The sequence below is a fragment of the Vibrio sp. V15_P4S5T153 genome (genome assembly GCF_963874485.1).
In the GTDB taxonomy this organism is placed as follows: domain Bacteria; phylum Pseudomonadota; class Gammaproteobacteria; order Enterobacterales; family Vibrionaceae; genus Vibrio; species Vibrio anguillarum.
In genome coordinates, this window is the sequence record NZ_CAWNHR010000011.1 from 273,295 (window position 1) to 292,281 (window position 18,987).

General features: G+C 47.1%; 9 protein-coding genes. 6 read left to right on the plus strand and 3 right to left on the minus strand.

Going from position 1 to position 18,987, the window contains the following annotated elements; translation table 11 throughout:
• Positions 1–65 precede the first annotated feature (65 nt).
• Positions 66–2,147 (minus strand): TonB-dependent siderophore vanchrobactin receptor FvtA, encoded by a 2,082-nt coding sequence (fvtA, locus tag AACT42_RS03130; RefSeq protein WP_094131595.1) that lies wholly within the window; start codon positions 2,145–2,147, stop codon positions 66–68.
• Positions 2,148–2,311: 164 nt separating this feature from the next.
• Between fvtA and vabH the strand changes: the two genes are divergently transcribed.
• The 5 genes from vabH (at position 2,312) to AACT42_RS03155 (ending at position 15,047) form a co-directional block, all read left to right on the plus strand.
• The gene (gene vabH / locus AACT42_RS03135; protein ID WP_094131594.1) at positions 2,312–3,652 is read left to right on the plus strand and encodes a vanchrobactin esterase VabH; all 1,341 of its coding nucleotides are present in this window, start codon (positions 2,312–2,314) and stop codon (positions 3,650–3,652) included.
• Between the two features lie 21 nt (positions 3,653–3,673).
• Entirely contained in the window at positions 3,674–3,868 is a 195-nt protein-coding gene (locus AACT42_RS03140) for an MbtH family protein (protein WP_013857274.1), read from the plus strand.
• Between the two features lie 105 nt (positions 3,869–3,973).
• Positions 3,974–12,460 carry a vanchrobactin non-ribosomal peptide synthetase VabF gene (vabF, locus tag AACT42_RS03145; protein ID WP_094131593.1) on the plus strand — a complete coding sequence of 2,829 codons (8,487 nt, stop codon included), beginning with the start codon at positions 3,974–3,976 and terminating at the stop codon, positions 12,458–12,460.
• A gap of 102 nt (positions 12,461–12,562) precedes the next feature.
• Entirely contained in the window at positions 12,563–13,876 is a 1,314-nt protein-coding gene (gene vabS / locus AACT42_RS03150) for a vanchrobactin export MFS transporter VabS (protein ID WP_017045631.1), read from the plus strand.
• Positions 13,877–14,123: 247 nt separating this feature from the next.
• Positions 14,124–15,047 (plus strand): isochorismatase family protein, encoded by a 924-nt coding sequence (locus AACT42_RS03155; RefSeq protein ID WP_176429042.1) that lies wholly within the window; start codon positions 14,124–14,126, stop codon positions 15,045–15,047.
• A gap of 112 nt (positions 15,048–15,159) precedes the next feature.
• Here the strand turns inward: AACT42_RS03155 and vabE are convergent, their stop codons facing one another.
• Positions 15,160–16,791 carry a 2,3-dihydroxybenzoate-AMP ligase VabE gene (gene vabE, locus AACT42_RS03160; RefSeq protein ID WP_094131591.1) on the minus strand — a complete coding sequence of 544 codons (1,632 nt, stop codon included), beginning with the start codon at positions 16,789–16,791 and terminating at the stop codon, positions 15,160–15,162.
• Positions 16,792–16,794: 3 nt separating this feature from the next.
• The gene (locus AACT42_RS03165; RefSeq protein ID WP_094131590.1) at positions 16,795–17,982 is read right to left on the minus strand and encodes an isochorismate synthase; all 1,188 of its coding nucleotides are present in this window, start codon (positions 17,980–17,982) and stop codon (positions 16,795–16,797) included.
• Positions 17,983–18,158: 176 nt separating this feature from the next.
• On the opposite strand from AACT42_RS03165, the gene AACT42_RS03170 reads away from it, so the two are divergent.
• The gene (locus tag AACT42_RS03170; protein WP_017045627.1) at positions 18,159–18,935 is read left to right on the plus strand and encodes a 2,3-dihydro-2,3-dihydroxybenzoate dehydrogenase; all 777 of its coding nucleotides are present in this window, start codon (positions 18,159–18,161) and stop codon (positions 18,933–18,935) included.
• Positions 18,936–18,987 lie beyond the last annotated feature (52 nt).

The following is an 18,987-nucleotide window of genomic DNA, read 5'->3' on the forward strand; positions in this document are numbered from 1 at the left end:
GAAAAATCACTCCCCCAGTCAAAAACAAAGTGTTGATGTCTAGGAGAGTGAGTCAGAGTGACTAACTAGAACTGGTAATCAGCGACTATGCCAAAGGTGCGTGGCCCGCCGACTTCGTAGAGATCACTTTTCTGGCGAATCACGTACTCTTCATCAGTGACGTTTTTCACGTAAGCGCGAATAGTCAAATCGTTGAGAGTATAACCTGCATTCAGATTCAACACAGTGTAATCGCCAGCCGTTTTACTCTCTGTGTTGGCTAAATCGGTATAGTAATCAGAAACGTGGTTAACACGAGCACCAAAAAATAGACCAGAATCTAAGTGTTGCGTAAAGCCCGCACCTGCAGACAGTTTAGGAGCGTAACTGAACTCATTGCCTGAGAGATTGGTAGAGGTACCGGTTGGTCCTTCGCTGATGTCCGTTTTAAGAAGACCGACAAACGCAAACAGGTCGAGCCCAGAATCAAACCAGTAAGAGGCTTCAACTTCCGTACCGTAAGTTTTCCCTTTCGGTATATTGGTAATATAGGTGTCGAAGCGTTTGCCGCTGTCACCAGAGACCGAAGTTTGATAATTTTTGTAGTCGTTGTAGAACAGGTTAGCAGTCAGATCCAGCTTGTCATCCAGGAAACTTGAACGAGAACTTAGCTCGTAGCTCCAGACTTTTTCTTGTTCAAAAACAAAAACTTCTTCTTTGTACTCGTTATAGCCTAATCCACCGGCATTGTAGCCTTTACGGGCCGTAAGACCGAGGGTGGAGTGATCTGAGACATCAAGTAATAGACCAATCTTAGGCAATAGGATGCCGTCATCTTCATCGGCTTTAAAATCGAGTGGTAGGGTAGCGTGATCGAAATCTCGCTTCAGTTCATCTCTTTCATAACGTGCACCTAATAATAGCTGCCAGCGATTATCCAAACGAATTCTTGAGTCAAAGTAGATTGAGTTGGTTAAAACTTCATCTTTACGTTTTAATGAATCTGTTTCGGTGTATTGATCTTTGAAGAAGCTGGCTAGGCCTAGAATCGCATTGTACTTTTCATCAAGTGATTGATATGTAAGCTTTGCTTCTGCGGTGTAGTTATCTTCATCCACATCACCATACCAATTAGTATCAGGATAAGCTTTGAACTTGGTGGTGTAGTTACGATGGGCGACTAAAATATCCGTTGTCAGTTCATCATTAATCACATAATTGACGTCTAGGTTGATATTCCAGCTTTTGGTTTCTTGGCGACGCGTGCCACTTTTGCTATGCAGTTCAAGTGTGCCCGGCTTGGTAACGAAGTTGGTGTATTGCCCCTCTTCATTACGGCTACCAACCGTTAGCTTGGCTGTTAGCTTGTCATTTCCTTGAGGTTTCCACAATAATTTACCACGGACATTATAGGATTCGAGCTCGGAAGGATCCCAAGGGTACTGATCGCCGTTAGGCAGAGAGTAATCGATAGGGGTATTGCCTTTGGTACCTTCGGCGGCAAGACGAAACGCTAAAGTATCTTCAACCAGAGGTGCCGACACGACCCCTGCGAGATGATATTTACTGTCTTCATTTTCATAACCAGCGCGAACTTTACCCTCACGGTGGAACGTTGGATCCTTAGTTTTGATCACAACTGCACCAGCAATACTATTGCGGCCTTGGTTGGTGGATTGCGGCCCTTTATAGACTTCCACTTGTTCTGTATCCCACAGTCCAGCTTTACCAAACGCTTCTCCAGACCAAGATTCAGACACGCCGTCTACCGTGGTATTGACGCGCGGTGTTGCGCCTGTCATGAAGGTCAGAAAACCTTCGCCAGGGCCACGTCCATCGACCCCACGAATGTGTGGAATGCCCGAAGGTGCATTGAGTACGTTGGGTACGCGGTCGAGCAGATCGTAGTAATCTCGGCTTTCACCATCATCCACTTCATCGGTGAACAGGGTGAGCGAACTGGTGTTTTCGGCCAGTGTTCCTCCCAATTTCTCACCCACCACAACCACAGTATCCTGCTTTTTCTGTGGCTCTTTTTTTTCGAGCTGTTCCGCGACAACATTTGCGCTAGTACTAACGCAGAGGATGCCAATCAGTGTGGCGAGTTGAGTCTTATTGATATTTCTGACTGCCTTACCATTACCGTTATTCATATCCATGGGCTTCATGACCTAAAAGTTCCTTAATAGAAAAAATGATGTTGCTGCAACCATTATCGAATCAACTGTTGCTGGTTGTAATGTTAATGATAATTGTTATTATTTGCAATATCATCAATGCAGTTTTATGCTACTTAGTTTCTATGTTTCAAAAATACTAGGCTTGATATGGGGTGGTTTTAGTAATGGTTGTTAATCAGGAGAGCTCACAAGAGAGGGCTGAGCTCAATAGGGTGTTGGCCCGTTTTATTCAAGAGGGCGGCTCTATTGGTGACGAGCCTTGGTGGGCACATGTGCAATCGATCGGCATGCCTTATGTGATTGAAATAAAAAGCGAATATGCAAAAGTGCTTTTTTTATGGCGTGGGTCGAAGCAGAGTGTGGCCGCAAATCAAGCGATCTACGTTGATATTAATGGTGTCACCGATCATCACAGTTTTTCGATGGCGAAGTTTACTCATATCGATAATACCGATGTGTGGTTTTATATCGATAGCGTCAAACAGAGTTGGCGAGGAGGGTACTCTTTTATTCCTGTCCCAGAAGCGTTAGTGCAGCCGAGTTACCAAGGTTCATACGATGCAATGCGCCACCAACATCGGCAATGGCTACGCTCCATTTTTCCACTGAGTTGCGCTGATCCACTGGCTCAAAATGATTTGTCAAAATGCGAGTGGGGGCGCGCGAAAACACCTTGTCATATGCCTAAAGCGCTTACGCAAACAGAGTGGCTCGGTTTCGATTCAGCGCAAGGTCAGTGCTTCAAAAGTGCTGATTCGACCTTTACTTGGCGCAGCACTTTGCTCGGTACATCGCGCGAGATTTGGCTTTATTCGACTGCGCAAAGACCCACCACTGAGCCGTTACCCTTGGTGTTGATGCTGGATGGCCGTTTTTGGTCTCAATCGATGCCAGTTTATGAGGCTCTTTCACAGGCGACCCACAGTGGAAAGCTTCCAGCGGCGCTCTATGTGTTGATTGATGAAATTAGCGCTCAACAACGCAGTGATGATCTCAGCTGTAATCCGCTTTTTTGGCAAGCCGTGATGGAGGAGTTACTCCCCTCGATTAACGAGCGCGTCAGAGTAACCCGCGATGCAGACCAAACGGTGATCGTAGGCCAGAGTTTAGGAGGCTTAGCGGCAATGTACGCGGCATTACACTGGCCGCAGCGATTCGGTTCTGTGGTTTGTCAATCGGGTTCATTTTGGTGGCCCGATTTCTCGATCGTTAAACCCCCCAGTGAATATTGTCCACCGAAAAGCGACTCGCGATTAAGCAAAATGAGCCAAGAGGTACATCAAGGTTTAGGTGCCAATTCACGTCTTGCGCTTTTCCTCGAAGTGGGTAGCGGCGAAGACATCATGATCGATTTAAGTCGAGATCTATACCAACAGTTGGCTTCACAACAGCATCGGATTCAATTTCGTCTGTTTGACGGCGGTCACGATCGACTCTGTTGGCGCGGCGGGATCATCGATGGCTTGTCATATGTTTTAGAACCTTATCTTTAATTTTCATCGGTAGAGAGAAATATGTCAGAAAAATACACCAACCCTTTTGATGAATCTAAGCATCAATTTTTAGTGCTGATCAATTCGCATAATCAATACAGTTTATGGCCAGAATTCAAAGCCATTCCCGCTGGTTGGCAAGCCATCCTTGGACCGAGGTCAAAACAAGAGTGTTGCAACTACATCGAAGCTCAGTGGTTAGATATTCGAGCTTAAACCAAACGAGTTTTGACTCCTGCAATAGCGGCGCTGTTCATTCATGCTTGTTAAGCGGGGTAACAAAAAGGGACATAGGCAATGACTTTTGTTAGGAATAAAGAGATGTACAACTCATCAGTGCAAGAGGATCAGTGGCCTCTTATCGGTACACAGCAAGGTATTTGGTTTGCCGAGCAGATGATGCCCAATCCAGAGCAATTTAATGTTGCCCACTACGTGGTGATTCAAGGTCAAATCGATATTGAGTTATTTTTAAACGCGGTAGCCATCGGCTTGCAAGGCGTTGATTCCCTTCACTGCCATTATTTAGAGAGCGATGGCAGCGTGAGGCAGCAGTTTTATCCAGCGGATGAAGAAGGGCAGTGGCTTGAAATCCTCGACTTTTCACAAGCCGCCTTGCCAGAAGAGTCGGCTCGGGAGTGGATGAAGCACGATCTTGCGCAGCGGTTGGACATTTCAGTAAGAAAGAGGCGTTTCCGACACTGTTTAATTGATGTTGGTTCAAGCAATGCACCACAATGGTTTTGGTATCAACGTTACCATCATATTGACGTGGATGGGTTCAGCGTGAATGCCATCAGTCAATACATCTGCCAACTTTATAACCATTGGCGGATTGGCGCTGCGAAACCTCAAGAGTTCAGCGCTTTTAGTGATGTAATTCAAGAATATCAGCAATTTTTAGACTCGGCTGAGCGCCAGCAGGCGTATGACTTTTGGCAAACGCAAGCGGCTCATTTACCCAATGTTATTTCGCTCACCACAGGTAGCGCAGCCAATACATCATCGAGCACGCTCACTCACACCGTGCCATTAATCGGTGGAGAGTGGTTAACTCGCTATAGTCCACAGTTGTTACCTGCTGAGCTTGCGATGGCGATGGTATTTGCTTATCTCCATTTACATTCTGGGCAAGAGCAAGTGTGTGTGGGTGTCCCCTTTATGCGCCGAATGGGCAATGCCGCCACTTGTGCCGCTGGTGCGGTAGTGAATGTACTGCCGGTGGCACTGTCACTTCATCCACAAATGAGCATTATTGATGTGGCGCGAGAGATGAATAAAACCATCCGCCAAGTTCGTCGCCATCAGATGTATGACGCTGAGCAGATCCAACGCGATCTGAGATTAGTAGGCCAGCCGCTCTATGGCCCGATACTCAACTTTAAACCCTTTGAAGCTGCACTGAATTTATCTGGCGTAGAGACTGAGACACATATCCTCTCGGCAGGTCCGATTGATGAGATTGAATTTTCGCCAGTGCTCGATGGCCAGACACTGAGTGTTAATATCACGGCCAACAGCACCAAATATAGCCAAGAGTCATTAGAACTTCATGCCGCTCGTTTCGTTGCGATGGTAGAGCAGATTGCCAACCATCCAACACAGCCACTTGATTTGGTAGAGTTAATCCCGCCGAGCGAGAAGCAGCAGATTACTTTGTGGTCGGTGGGGCCACAACATGAACATGAAACAGAGCAAACTGTGCTGGATGTATGGCATCAGACGGTTGAGAGCAAGCCAAACGAAGAGGCCTTGGTGTTTAAACAGCAGCGTTGGACATTTGATGCCTTCAATCACCTCATTGAAACTCGAGCGGATCAACTGATTACCGCAGGCTTGCGCCAAGGTGATATTGCCGGTGTCGCGTTACGACGTGGGCCTGAAAGCGTCGTGACTATGCTAGCGATTTTGCGAGCGGGTGCGATTTACCTGCCTATCGATCTTGATTATCCCATAGAACGTATTGAATCGATTGTTGAACAAGCACGCCCTTGGTGCTTAGTTGTGGAGGAGAATGAGCAAAACATGGCTTATTCATCGATAAGCTACGTTCCTAGGTTTATTGCTCTTCCTGAATTGGCTCGCATTCACACAGCGCCACAACCCAAACCGACGATCAGCCACGGCGATGTGGCTTATATCATCTTTACTTCAGGTTCGACTGGCCACCCCAAAGGAGTCATGAACACACATGGAGCGCTGTTGAATTTACTGCGCTCTCATCAAGGTTCGATTTTTTCTGCGGCCATCAGCAAACTGGCGACACGTCGTCAGTTACCAGAACAAGCTATTACTGTTCGTGCGGCGCATACGACGTCATTCTCCTTCGATGCTTCTTGGGAGCAAGTACTCTGGATGTTGTCTGGCCATACTATGTATTTGTATGACGATGAACAACGGAAAGACGCCTACGAACTGGTTCAGTGTGTTGCTGAAGATAATATCGATGCTCTTGATTTACCGCCTTTACTGTTTGATCAAATGCTCGATAGTGGATTAATGACGAGTGCTCACGTGCCGACGTTAGTTTTGATTGGTAGTGAAGCCATACCACAAAAGCTTTGGTCACGTGTGAGTGAGTTTCCCGAACTGCTGGTGGAAAACTTTTATGGACCAACAGAATTTACGGTTGATGCGATCAGCGCTTCGCTTGATGCAGATGCATCGCCTGTCATTGGTCGACCGATTGCCGGTGCTTGTGTTTACGTGCTTGATGAAAATTTAGAGCCTGTCGCTATTGGTGAGGTGGGTGAGCTTTATTTATCGGGTGCGGGGTTAGCAAAGGGCTACCTCAACCAGCCAAGTATGACAGCAGAACGTTTTGTGGCGAACCCCTTTGCGTATGGCAAGATAATGTACCGCACTGGTGATTTGGTGAAGTGGCGAGACAATGGGTTACTGGATTTTGTTGGCCGGTGTGATCACCAAATCAAAATTCGCGGTTTTCGTATTGAATTGGGCGATGTAGAAAGTGCTATTAATGCGATTGATGGTGTTAATACGACGGTAGTCGTGGCAGAGTCTGTTGGCGATACTCATCGTTTATTGGCTTACTGTACTTTAGAGAAAGGGGCTCAGGGTGAGTCAGTTCAACCCGCGTTCACAGAGCAAAGACTGCAAAGTCTTATCGCACAGGCGCTGCCTGACTATATGCAGCCAGCCAATGTGATGATCTTGGATGCTTTCTCTTTGAATGTGAATGGGAAAATCGATAGAAAAGCGCTCCCTAAGTACTCGGCAGGCACGCGTAGCGAACGCGTGGCCCCAATAACCCAACCAGAGCAGCTGTTATGTGATGCGATCACCGAGCTACTCGGTGTCAGTGACGTAGGAATGTCAGATGACTTCTTTAACCTAGGCGGGGACAGTATTTCGGCAATGAGCCTTGGGACGCGATTGCGAACGGCGGGCTATGATCTACGACCCAAAGCTATTTTTGCAGCCCGTCAACTGGGTATGATGGCGGGCCAAATGGTGCCACTACAGCAACAACAGCGCGAGAAACAAGAAGGCATTATTCGGCCTCTACCTATGTGGCAATGGTTTGAGGAGACATTTTCTAATACAACCAGTTATGTGCAAAGTGTGCTTGTTGAGGTGGAAAGCGAAACCCAATTAGCGCACTTGCAAGCCAGTTTAGTGCAACTGGTCGCCAACCATTCCGTATGTCGCTTGGTCCAAAAAGAGCAGCAATACCATATTGAGGCGCTGCAAAATCTTGATGTAAAAAACTGGGTTGAATCGGTTTCGGTTGAGAGGCTAGATGGCCCCGTGTTGGACAGTCTGTTTAGCCAGCGCAGTCAGTCGATGTCAATATCATCGGGTCAGCTATTACGCTTGGTGATGATAACGGAGCGCAGTGGGCGTAAAAGTCTCATGATCCTTGCTCACCATTTCCTTATCGATGGTGTCTCTTGGCGAATATTGCTTCCGCAGTTGCAGGCATTAACTCAAGCACAAGTCACAGGTGAAGTGGCGGTGATTTCTGAGGAGGTTACCGGTATCCATTGTTGGTCAAAAGCGCTGTATCAACATTTAGCGGTCGCTGCTGCGCAAATGCCATTTTGGCGAGCGCAGGCACAGCGTGCTGTTGCTCCCATCAAGGATCCTGTCGATAAAATACGCATGACGCATTGGCGTACGCCACTCTCTCATGCCGTTACGCAGCCTTTATTGGAATTACCTACACACCAGACGAATCTCGATATTGAAGAGATGCTATTAGCCGCGGTCACGGGGGCGATCGCAGGACGTTATGGGTGTGAAGAGATTAAAGTGAACGTCGAATCTCATGGCCGTGAAGAGTGTAAAGAGGAGATCGATCTCAACCAAACTCTAGGGTGGTTTACCACCGAATATCCGTTGATCATTAACGTGCCAAAGCAGGGTGATTACCGCGAGCGGTTACGTGAAGTGAAGCAAAGTAAGCGCAGTGTGAAAGATAAAGGGCTAGGTTATATGGTGCTGCGCTATCTTGATAATCCGTATCGAGATGAGTTACGCACGTTGGCGAATACACGCCAACCGTCATTGCTGTTTAATTACCTTGGCCGTTTCCAAAGCAGCGATGGTCAGTGGTCACCACAGCAATATAGTGGGCAGTTTGCCGATACATTTGCCGTCACCTTAAACAGTGAACGGGCTTTGCAGCATCCCTTAGAGCTAAATATTTTCGTCGAAGAATCGGCAACGCCGCGATTGGTGCTCAACTGGTCTTGGAATGCTCATCTATTCAGCCAACAGGAAATGGTGTCGCTGAGCCAACAGATTGAAAGTGAGCTGCTCAAAATACAGCAAGCGCTACAAGTTGGCGATAGTGCTGAGTTGGACCTCTCTGTACCTGCTGACTATACCGAGCCGGGAATCACACTGCGACAAGCGAGCCTATTGCAACACCACTATGGCAAGTTAGCGGATGTACTGCCAGCATTGCCTTTACAAGAAGGATTACTGTTCCAATCTCAATTAGGGGATAAAAATAGCAGTTATAACTCCACCACGCGTCTTACTTTCCAAGGTCAACTGTCTGAGCATCGCGTGAGCGAAGCGCTTAATGCGGTGATTAGGCGTCATCCGCAGTTGCTCGCTCGATTTGATAGTTCGATATTGGGGCGTACCGTACAGGTGATGACGCAGGTTAATCCAAGTTGGCCACTGACACGTTATGACATAACAAACATGAGTGGTGATGAGCAAAGCGCGTTGATTGATCAGTTAGAGAAGCAAGAGCTAAGCCGCCAGTTTGACCTTAACGATCCTACCCACAGCCTGTTGCAGGCCCAGTTGATTTTTCATGGTGATCAGCAAAGCACACTGCTCCTTTCGGCACATCATCTGGTGGTCGATGGCTGGTCAACGCCGATTTTATTGAATGACTTTCTCAGTGCATACGCCCAAGGGGTCTCGAATTTACCTCCGGTAACCGTCGGCTATGCTCATGTTGTGAGCCAGCTAACGCAGCGTGATAAAACCGTTGCGACCGAGCTTTGGTGCAAAGTATTAGCTGATGTCCAGCCGAGTATGGCTTTTGATGATATTCCGCTTAGCGAGGAAGTTAACGAGCATCAGTTATGGCTATCAAAGCATAAAACGGATCAGTTAAATCAGTGTTTACGACATCATGGCTTAACCATGAGCACCTTAATGCAAGGCCTTTGGGCGAGTATTCTCGCCAGCATGACGGGCCGTGAAGAGGTGGTTTTTGGTACGCCAATCTCTGGTCGGTTCAGCCGTATTGCCAGTATTGATGAACAGATAGGGTTATTCAGTAATACCGTGCCTGTACGTGTGACACTGCAACCTCACCTTAGTTTGAGTGAGCAATTAAAAGCGCACCAAGCGATCCAAATCCAATTACTGGAGCACGATGAACTTGGCTTGGGTGAGATCCAGCAACTGGTGGGTGGAAAAACACTCTTTGATACCTTGCTGGTGGTCGAAAACTATCCAGATCATAGCCGTTGGTACCAGCAAGACTTTAGCGGCGCGAAATTAATGGCTATCCACAATCGTGGCTATACCCATTATCCATTAACCATTCTCGTCTTACCGGGAGAGCAACTGCATATCCTGTTTGAATATCGAGACCGAGTCGGCGTAGCAAAACAGATCGTACAACGATTTGAGCAAATGCTGGATGAGTTTATGGTTTCGAGTGATAAGCCTTTCGCTGAATGGGATCTGCGGTTAAGTGGCGAAATTGAATTGCAGCAACGCGTCAACCAGACCAAAACCGCCGTTGAACGCACGACACTGCGTGATTTGATGATCACGCAGCAACAACGTTCTCCACATCAGTTGGCTTTAATTGATAGTGAGCACCGTTTTACCTATCAAGCACTGGCTGAGCAGGTGGCCGCTATTGCCGATTTGCTGCTTCAGCAAGGTGTTAAGGCCGGGGATATTGTTGCTGTTGCCTTGCCACGCAGCGCAACCTTGAGCTTGGCGATCTACAGTATTATCGAATGTGGTGCGGCTTATTTACCGTTGGATGTTGGTTATCCAGATGAGCGCTTGGCCTACATGATCAATGATGCTAAGCCTGCGCTGATCATCACTTGCTCTTCATTCACCTCACGTTTTGAAGGTTTAGCGACACTATTGTTGCTGGATAAGTTACCAGCCCCCGTGCGCGCAGAGCGGCAGAACCGCGCAGATGGGCTTACCCCCTCAAATGCGGCCTACTTGCTTTACACTTCAGGTTCAACGGGTAACCCAAAAGGGGTGTTGGTTTCTCATCAAGCGATTGTCAACCGATTGAAGTGGATGCAGCACCAATATCCCTTGAGCTCTGATGATGTGGTATTGCAAAAAACGCCTTGCAGTTTTGATGTCTCCGTGTGGGAGTTTTTCTGGCCCTTACTGGAAGGGGCGAGCTTAGTGATGGCTCCGGCTGAAGCGCATAAAGACCCTGAATGGTTATTGCAAATAATTGACGATTATCACGTGACCACGATGCACTTTGTACCCTCAATGCTGGCAGCTTTCATGGCCTCAATTGAAGCAACTCACCCAACGGGTTTCACCGTAGCACCAAGCCTCAAGCAAGTATTTTGCTCAGGTGAAGCGCTTGCGAAAGAGCTCTGCCATCAGTACGCACGTAGAATTAATGCACCGCTGCATAACTTGTACGGCCCGACGGAAGCGGCGGTTGACGTGACTTATTATCCAGCTTACGGCGAGGCATTAAACGCAAGCGTTGGCCGTAGTGCACCGATTGGTTTACCGGTATGGAACACCCAAGTTTATGTGCTCGATAGCTTTTTAAGAGCTGTACCAATCGGTGTGCCGGGCGAGCTCTATCTTGCTGGCGAGCAATTAGCCATCGGTTACTTTAATCGCAGTGCGTTAACGGCGGATCGGTTTATCGCCAATCCGTTTACTTGTGGCGAGCGAATGTACCGCACTGGTGATGTCGTACGTTGGTTAGCGTGTGGCTCGATTGAGTATTTAGGACGCAGTGATGATCAGATAAAAATTCGCGGGCAGCGTGTGGAACTGGGTGAAATTGAAAGCGCATTACAGGCACTTCCTGCGGTAAAACAAGCGTTGGTCTGTGCTCAGACGCTCTCTACCCATTCAAGTATGTTGGGCGCTGATGAACGGCAAATTATCGGTTACGTCATCGCGCATGATATGAGCGTAACGAATGGCGAGAAGCTACGCGCTGAACTTTCCGAACATTTACCAGCCCATATGGTTCCCGCGGCTATCGTGTTACTGGATCACTATCCGCTTAGCGCCAACGGCAAGCTAGATAAAAAAGCATTGCCGCGGCCAAATGACGTCGCAGTACGGGTAGGGCGCAAGGCTCATCCGGGCCTTGAAACACAATTGGTGACGCTATTTTCTCAAGTATTAGCTGTCGAAACACTGTTTGCTGATGATGATTTCTTTACGCTCGGCGGGCATTCACTGCTGGCGATGAAATTAGCGGCAGATATTCGAAGAGCGCTAAACCTACCTGTCACAGTGGGTCAAATCATGGTCAATCCTACGGTGGAGAAACTGGCGAGTTTGCTGCTAGATGAAGATGCTTTTAACGACCCCACCTTAGCTGGTTTTGGTGAAGTGCTGCCTATCCGTGCCGGAAGTGGCCCAGCACTTTTTTGCGTCAACTCTGCTTCTGGCTTTGCTTGGCAATACACAGGGCTACCTAAATATCTGACAGGACATTATCCCATTTATGGTTTGCAATCACCTCGGCCCGGCGGAGCGATGGCGACCAGTGAAACGATGGAAGAAGTGTGTGATCGTTTATTACCCGTCTTAAGAGAGGTACAGCCATTTGGACCTTACCATCTATTAGGCTATTCATTTGGCGGAATTGTGGCACAAAAATTGGCCGCGAAGCTTCAACAGCAGGGTGAAGAGGTGCACTTTTTAGGGTTATTGGATACCTATCCACCGGAAGGTCAGAGCTGGGATGGCCCGATGGATGAAGAAGAGCAGTACGAAATTGAGCGTGAAAAAGAGCAGTTTCTGGCCATCAATGAGCTAACCGATATTGAATTAGATGAGCAACGTTTGGCGATGTTCAATGAGATTACCGCTAACTATGAAGATGCGGTACGTCTACTTGCACAGGCACAAACGTCTGATTATCAAGGTCCGGCACACCTTTTCGTGGCGCAACGTACGGTGCCAGATGGTTATGATATTGATGCTCATTGGCAATCTTTTGTCGGCCAGTTGATTAAACATCAGTTTGATTGTTCACATGAAGATATTTTGGCCCCAGAAAATGTACGCCAGATTGGCGAATGTTTAAATACGCTGCTGGAGTCGAAGGCTGCACTGAAAAAATAACAAAAACCACCATCGACGAAACCAGTGCGTATCAAGGCTGGTTTCGTCTTAATCTTCGCGATGTTTTGAAAGCATTACATTCTGGTTTGAATAGATAATAGTATGAATATAAAGAATATATTTTTAGATTTTAGCCTACTGAAAAACAACCCACATTTCCGAATGGTCTTTATGGCCCGCATGATGTCAGTGCTTGCTCTTGGCATGATGACGGTCGCAGTGCCGATACAGATACATCAAATGACCGGTTCGACCTTGCAGGTAGGTCTTATCATGGCATTGGATGGTATCGGGATGTTTGTTGGCCTGCTGCTAGGAGGCGTATTGGCCGATAAGTACGATCGCCGTCGATTGATTTTGTTTGCGCGCGCGACCTGTGGTATTGGGTTTGCTGCATTAGCATTCAATAGCATAGTCGCGCAATCCTCCTTAGCGGCTCTCTATATCCTCTCGGTGTGGGATGGTTTTTTTGGCGCTATGGGTATGACGGCCTTGATGGCTGCTTTACCGACCATTGTTGGGCGACAAAAATTACCTGAAGCTGCCGCATTGAGCATGTTAACGGTTCGATTAGGTATGGTTCTCTCACCAGCGATTGGCGGCTTACTGATCACTGTCGGTGATGTCAGTTGGAACTATATTGCGGCTTCTGTTGGAACGCTTTGTACGCTGATCCCACTGTTTAGATTACCTTCGATGAAACCGCAACATCATACGCCGGAGAATCCATTTCAATCACTGTATGAAGGTGTTCAATTTCTATTTTCAAACAAAGTGGTTGGTTGTGTAGTGCTGTTTGGCACACTCGAAACATTAGCAACCGCGATTAGAGTGATGTTCCCTGCGTTAGCTTTAGTCTCATTTCAGGGTACCGCCGCTAACGCAGGTGTGATGTATTCGGCCATTCCGTTGGGGGCGATGTGTGGCGCACTGACTTCAGGTTGGGTAAAACAGTCGCAAAAGCCAGGAATGGTCTTAATCTACGCGACGTTAGGCTCATTTTTAGCGATTGTGGCTATGGGGCTTGTGAATAATTTTTGGTGGTTTGCTCTCATCTTAGTTGGCTATGGTTATTTGGGTTCGGTCGCTTCTCTGATTCAATATTCGATCGTACAAGGACACACTCCAGATCACCTGTTAGGCCGCGTAAGTAGCTTATGGACGGCGCAAGATGTATCGGGAGACTCGATTGGAGCACTCGGTTTAGGGGCGTTGGGTAAAGTGCTAGCACCAACGATGTCGATCCTCACTTTTGGTTTAGGTGCAACGGGAATTGGTGCGTTGATGGTGATGGCATTTCGCTCATTACGCCAAGCGACTCTGTTTGATCCAGCGCTTATCGTTAACACAAGCTCAGAACCTAACGTCTCCTCAGATGAGGTCACTTCCCAACCTGCGGCGCAAACGATGAATTAGCTATTCGTTTTGTGGTGGGCTCTCGTTGTGTTGCCGTGAGTCGAGAGCGGTACGTTATGCATATAATTGAGAATTAATCTCATTAACAATTGATTTTTATGCGTAGACTGCTTTAGTATTAATGAAATGATAATTGTTACCATTTGAGTGGCGATTGTCGACGAATACGAGCCTCTTATTTCTGAAGTCGTTATTGGCTTTAAGGCATCACGAACGAGAAAAGCCTCTTTTAACAAGGATTATATTTATGGCGATTCCCAAAATAGCCAGCTACTCCATTCCGCTGGCTGAAACATTTCCGAAAAATAAAGTTCACTGGCATGTCCAAGCGGATAGAGCGGTACTGCTCATTCACGATATGCAAAAGTACTTTATCAACTTTTTTGATCATTCTCAGGCACCCGTTCCTGAGTTATTAGCGAATATTTCAGAGCTGAAATCACTGGCTCGTCAGGCCAATATCCCCGTGGTGTACACAGCTCAACCCCCTAACCAAGACCCAGTAGAGAGAGCGCTACTGACTGATTTTTGGGGAACAGGGCTGACAAAAGATACTGAGATTGTGTCTGAGCTTTCACCTGAAGACGGGGATATCCAATACACCAAATGGCGTTATAGCGCGTTTAAGAAAACGCCGCTGCTGGAGTGGATGAAAGAGACACAGCGTGACCAGTTGATCATTGTGGGTGTCTATGCACATATAGGTATCTTATCAACGGCGTTAGATGCCTTTATGTTGGATATACAGCCTTTTGTGGTCGGTGATGCTGTGGCTGACTTCTCTTTGGAAGATCATCATCATACGTTGAAATACATCACAGAGCGTGTTGGCTGCGTGACCTCGCTTGAGGCATTAAAACCACAAATGATCCACAGTCAAGAAACCGGTTTATTGAGCCTTGAACAGATGCGTCAGCAAGTGGCTGAGCTATTGGATCTCGATTTAGATGAAGTGGATGTAGATGAGAAGCTCACTTTTCTTGGCTTAGATTCTATCCGCGCGGTTACCTTATTTGAATCATGGCGCAAGATGGGCATAGAGTGCGCCTTTTCAGAGATGATTAAATATTCAACTTTAAGAGAGTGGTGGCATGTGATGGAGCCTAGTGTTGTTGCTCAGTCGTCACATCAAGTCACGGACACGCGTTCCACTGAAGAGCAACCGGTTTGAGTATACTGGGCGACTAGACTAGCGAAAGAGAACGCATCGCCCAGAAAAAGCCGATATCGACGATATCGGCTTTTTCATCTTCACGTTATTTTGAGCGCCTGTATTGCCATGATTAGTGAGAGTATTGCGTTCTTAACCATTTCTTGTTGACTTTGCCCACGGGGGTTTTGGGTAATTCATCGACGAAATGGATGTGATCAGGGATCTTAAATTCTGCTAATCCTTGAGCGTGTAAAAATCGTTTCAGAGTAATGGGTTTAAGCGTTTTACCATTATCTGGAACGACAATGGCGCAACTGCGTTCACCAAGAAACTCATCAGCAATAGCAACCAAAGCCACATCATGAACATCCTGATGTTGAAGTAGCAGGTTTTCAACCTCTTCGGCTGCGATTTTTTCTCCACCACGATTGATCTGATCTTTCTCTCGTCCCGTGACGATAATATTTCCTTCAGCCGTCCTACGCACTCTGTCACCTGTGATATAGAAGCCTTGGTCGGTGAATGAGCGCTGGTTATGTTCTGGAGCTCGGTAATAACCTCGAATCGTATAAGGGCCTCTGGTCATGAGTAAGCCTTCCTCACCCACCGCAGCGGGCTCACCCTCATCGTTGATTATCATCACTTCATCATCAGTTGAAATTGGGCGTCCTTGAGTAGTAACAATCACGCTGAGTGGGTCATCAAGTCGTGTGTAATTAACCAACCCTTCAGCCATTCCAAACACTTGCTGTAATTGACAGTGAAGAGTCGTCGGTAAGCGCATTGCTGCGGCCTCACTAAACTTCGCTCCGCCGACTTGTACCAGAGTGAGGCTCTCGATGTTTTCTGTAGCGGACTCGGCGTATTTCATCCACAGTAGCGCTAACGGCGGCACTAGTGCTGCGACAGTAATGTGGTGCTTCTCAATTAAACGGAAAGCGGTGTGCGGTGTGGTATCGGAAGCGAGCACGACACAACCGCCGGCGTAAAAGACGCCCAATGCGCCGGGCGAGCTGAGTGGAAAGTTATGCGCAACGGGAAGAACACACAAATACCTCGTTTGTGGACCAAACTGACAAATTTGAATGCTACCAAGTACGCTATAAGCGTAGTCATTGTGCGTACGAGGGATCAATTTGGGAGTACCGGTCGTTCCGCCGGAAAGCTGAAAAAAAGCCACTTGATCAGCCAAGACCGAATGAGTAATAGGATCGTCTTCCCCGCAGTGGTAAAGCGTATCTAATTCCTGAATTTGCTCGTGTGAGGATTGACCGCAAACAATGGTATGCAAGAGATAAGGGCAACTACTTCGTAGTTTCTGCGCGGTCTGCTTCGCGTCAAAGCCCACGATATCGTCTGAAAAAATATAGGCTTTGGCGTGAGTATGTTGGCAAAAATAGCTCAGCTCTAGATAGCGGTGCGCTGGCAGAGCTAGAACCGGTTTAATGCCTCGCATGGTCAAGGCAAAAAAGCAGAGATAGAATTCAGCACGATTGGCCATTTGTAGTACGACATTATCACCCCGCTGCAAACCTAGTGAGCTCAAGCCAGCCGCAAGGCTGATCATTTTCTGATATAAATTTTGATAGCTGTACTGGCCGAACTCATCAATCAGTGCGATGGCGTCAGGGCTTTTTTTGACGGAATCACTGAAGTAATCAAATAAGGTTCTTTGTTGCCAGTAGCCTTGCTCACGATAGCGGTGGCTGAATTGCTCTGGCCAAGGGGTAAAATCGGTCGGGTTAAGATTATTCATGACCACTCCTTAGGCGGTAAGCAATTCATCAATTTCAATACCAGCGGCTTTCAAAATGGTGCTCATTTTTGCCCCTGTTTCATCGAGTTCACTCTGCGGTGAGGATTCATTCACAATGCCAGCTCCAGCGAACACACTCATCTCGTTTTGGCTCACTTCAGCGCAGCGTATCGTGACAACCCACTCGCCATTCCCCCGAGCATCGCACCAACCGATCATGCCAGTGAAGTAGCCGCGGTCGAAGGTTTCGATCTGCTTAATCGCTTGATAAGCCGATAATCTTGGATAACCACACACCGCGGGTGTTGGGTGTAACTCTGCTGCAATGCGCAGCGAGTTAATCATCGGATCATCGGCTTGCCCTTCAAGCACTGTTGATAAATGCAGCATCGTTTCGGTTTCAATCACTGATGGAACCATAGGGGTAAATAAGTTATGGCAGTAGCGGCTGAGTACTTTCTCAACTTCCTCGACGACGAAGGCATGTTCATTCAGATCTTTTTGCGTATCAAGTAATGAAGCAGAGCGTTGTTGGTTTTGCACCGCATTGTTTGATTTAGGCCGCGAGCCTGCTAGGGGGTTAGAAACGATAAACCCGCCTTTCTTCGCCAACAACAACTCGGGACTGGCGCCCATTAACTTGGCGTTAGGGCCAATTTCAGTAGAAAAAGTGTAGCCATTGCGATTGATGGACAACAGATTACGCAATAAACGAGTTTGATCGATGTGTTGTGGAGTCGAGAGTTTCACTAAACGTGATAGCACCACTTTTGATAGTTCGGTGGTATTAAACAGCTCAAGTAAGGTTGTGACTCCTTGCCTGTAGTCGTTGCCTGTTGGCGGTGAAACAATGGTCGCTTTGTGGCTCTGCTGCTCCTCTTTTTCACTGGCCCGCGGGCTACCAGAAACATAGAGCTTTTCTGGAATAAAGAAACGCGTCGCCGTCTCTTCATTAAAAGGAATCGTCGCAAATAAAATAGGATTATCGTACTCATCTGTTTTTGCTGCTTCTAGCATCTTTGTTGCTTGATCCGCCAGCTTACAGAATGGGATCGCCTGATTGAACTGATGAGCAATTCCCACGCCAAGCATGGTGTTGTGAGGCGAAGCAAAAAAGAAGGGAGATTCTTTTAAGTGCTCATCCAATAGCTGATTAGCCATTTTTGAAAACCCAATAACTTCACGTTTCATCACCAAAACTCCATTAATAACGTGTTACGCCTAATTGCTTATTATTTTACAAACCACTAAAGTACGCAGATTATATATGATAATAATTATCAATAACAAATGATAATTAATGTTATTAACTAAGGCTGAGATTCAGTTATGGCTATGGTTTAGTGTGGATTTAACGGAGTAAAGTTAGGAAAATGATGAAATTAGACGAAACGGTTTTATTGACTGGAGCCGGACAGGGGATTGGTTATGCGGTATTGGAATCTTTACTGGCGAGCGGTTATCGAGTTGTAGCGACGGATAGAAATCACCACCAATTAACTCAGCAATTAGCGAGTTTGAACGAGCGCTATACCGAGCAGCTTCATTGCTATGAGCTTGATTTACAGCATCATGACGACGTAAAAAAAAGGGTACAAGAACTGAATGAGCGCTATCAGTTTGATCATTTCATCAGCTGCGCTGGCATATTGCACCTTGGTTCAATAACTGAATTATCGATGTCAGAGATCAAAGCGATGTTTGATGTCAATACGTTTGGCACCTTAGCCGCTTTGCAAGGGGTTGCGATAGGAATGAAAGTGCGCCAGCGTGGCAATGTTATTGTGATTGGCTCTAATTCAGCGAATACGCCTCGGCTCAATATTGGAGCATATGCGGCATCTAAATCGGCTTTGCATATGTTGGTCAAGTGCGCAGCTCTTGAGCTTGCAAACGATGGAATTCGATGCAATATCGTTAGCCCAGGCTCAACACGCACCGAAATGCAAACGCAGTTATGGAACAGCGAATATGGTGAAAGAGAAGTGATAAAAGGTAATCTTGAACAGTACCGTTTGGGGATACCCCTTGGCAAAATGGCGGAGCCCGAAGACATTGCTGGGGTTGTTATGTTTTTGATGTCCAATGCAGCAAGTCAAATCACCATGCATGATTTGAGAGTGGATGGCGGCGCTACGCTCGATAATTAGGTGAAGGCCGCTGACGGTAGGCAAGGTGAAGCAAGTAGGAGCTTCACCTTAG

What these genes read in the sequence shown, in the direction of transcription:
- fvtA (WP_094131595.1), bottom strand. Translation starts at nt 2,147, where the DNA reads ATGAAGCCCATGGATATGAATAACGGTAATGGTAAGGCAGTCAGAAAT.
- AACT42_RS03170 (WP_017045627.1), top strand. Translation starts at nt 18,159, where the DNA reads ATGATGAAATTAGACGAAACGGTTTTATTGACTGGAGCCGGACAGGGG.
- AACT42_RS03155 (WP_176429042.1), top strand. Translation starts at nt 14,124, where the DNA reads ATGGCGATTCCCAAAATAGCCAGCTACTCCATTCCGCTGGCTGAAACA.
- vabS (WP_017045631.1), top strand. Translation starts at nt 12,563, where the DNA reads ATGAATATAAAGAATATATTTTTAGATTTTAGCCTACTGAAAAACAAC.
- vabF (WP_094131593.1), top strand. Translation starts at nt 3,974, where the DNA reads ATGTACAACTCATCAGTGCAAGAGGATCAGTGGCCTCTTATCGGTACA.
- AACT42_RS03140 (WP_013857274.1), top strand. Translation starts at nt 3,674, where the DNA reads ATGTCAGAAAAATACACCAACCCTTTTGATGAATCTAAGCATCAATTT.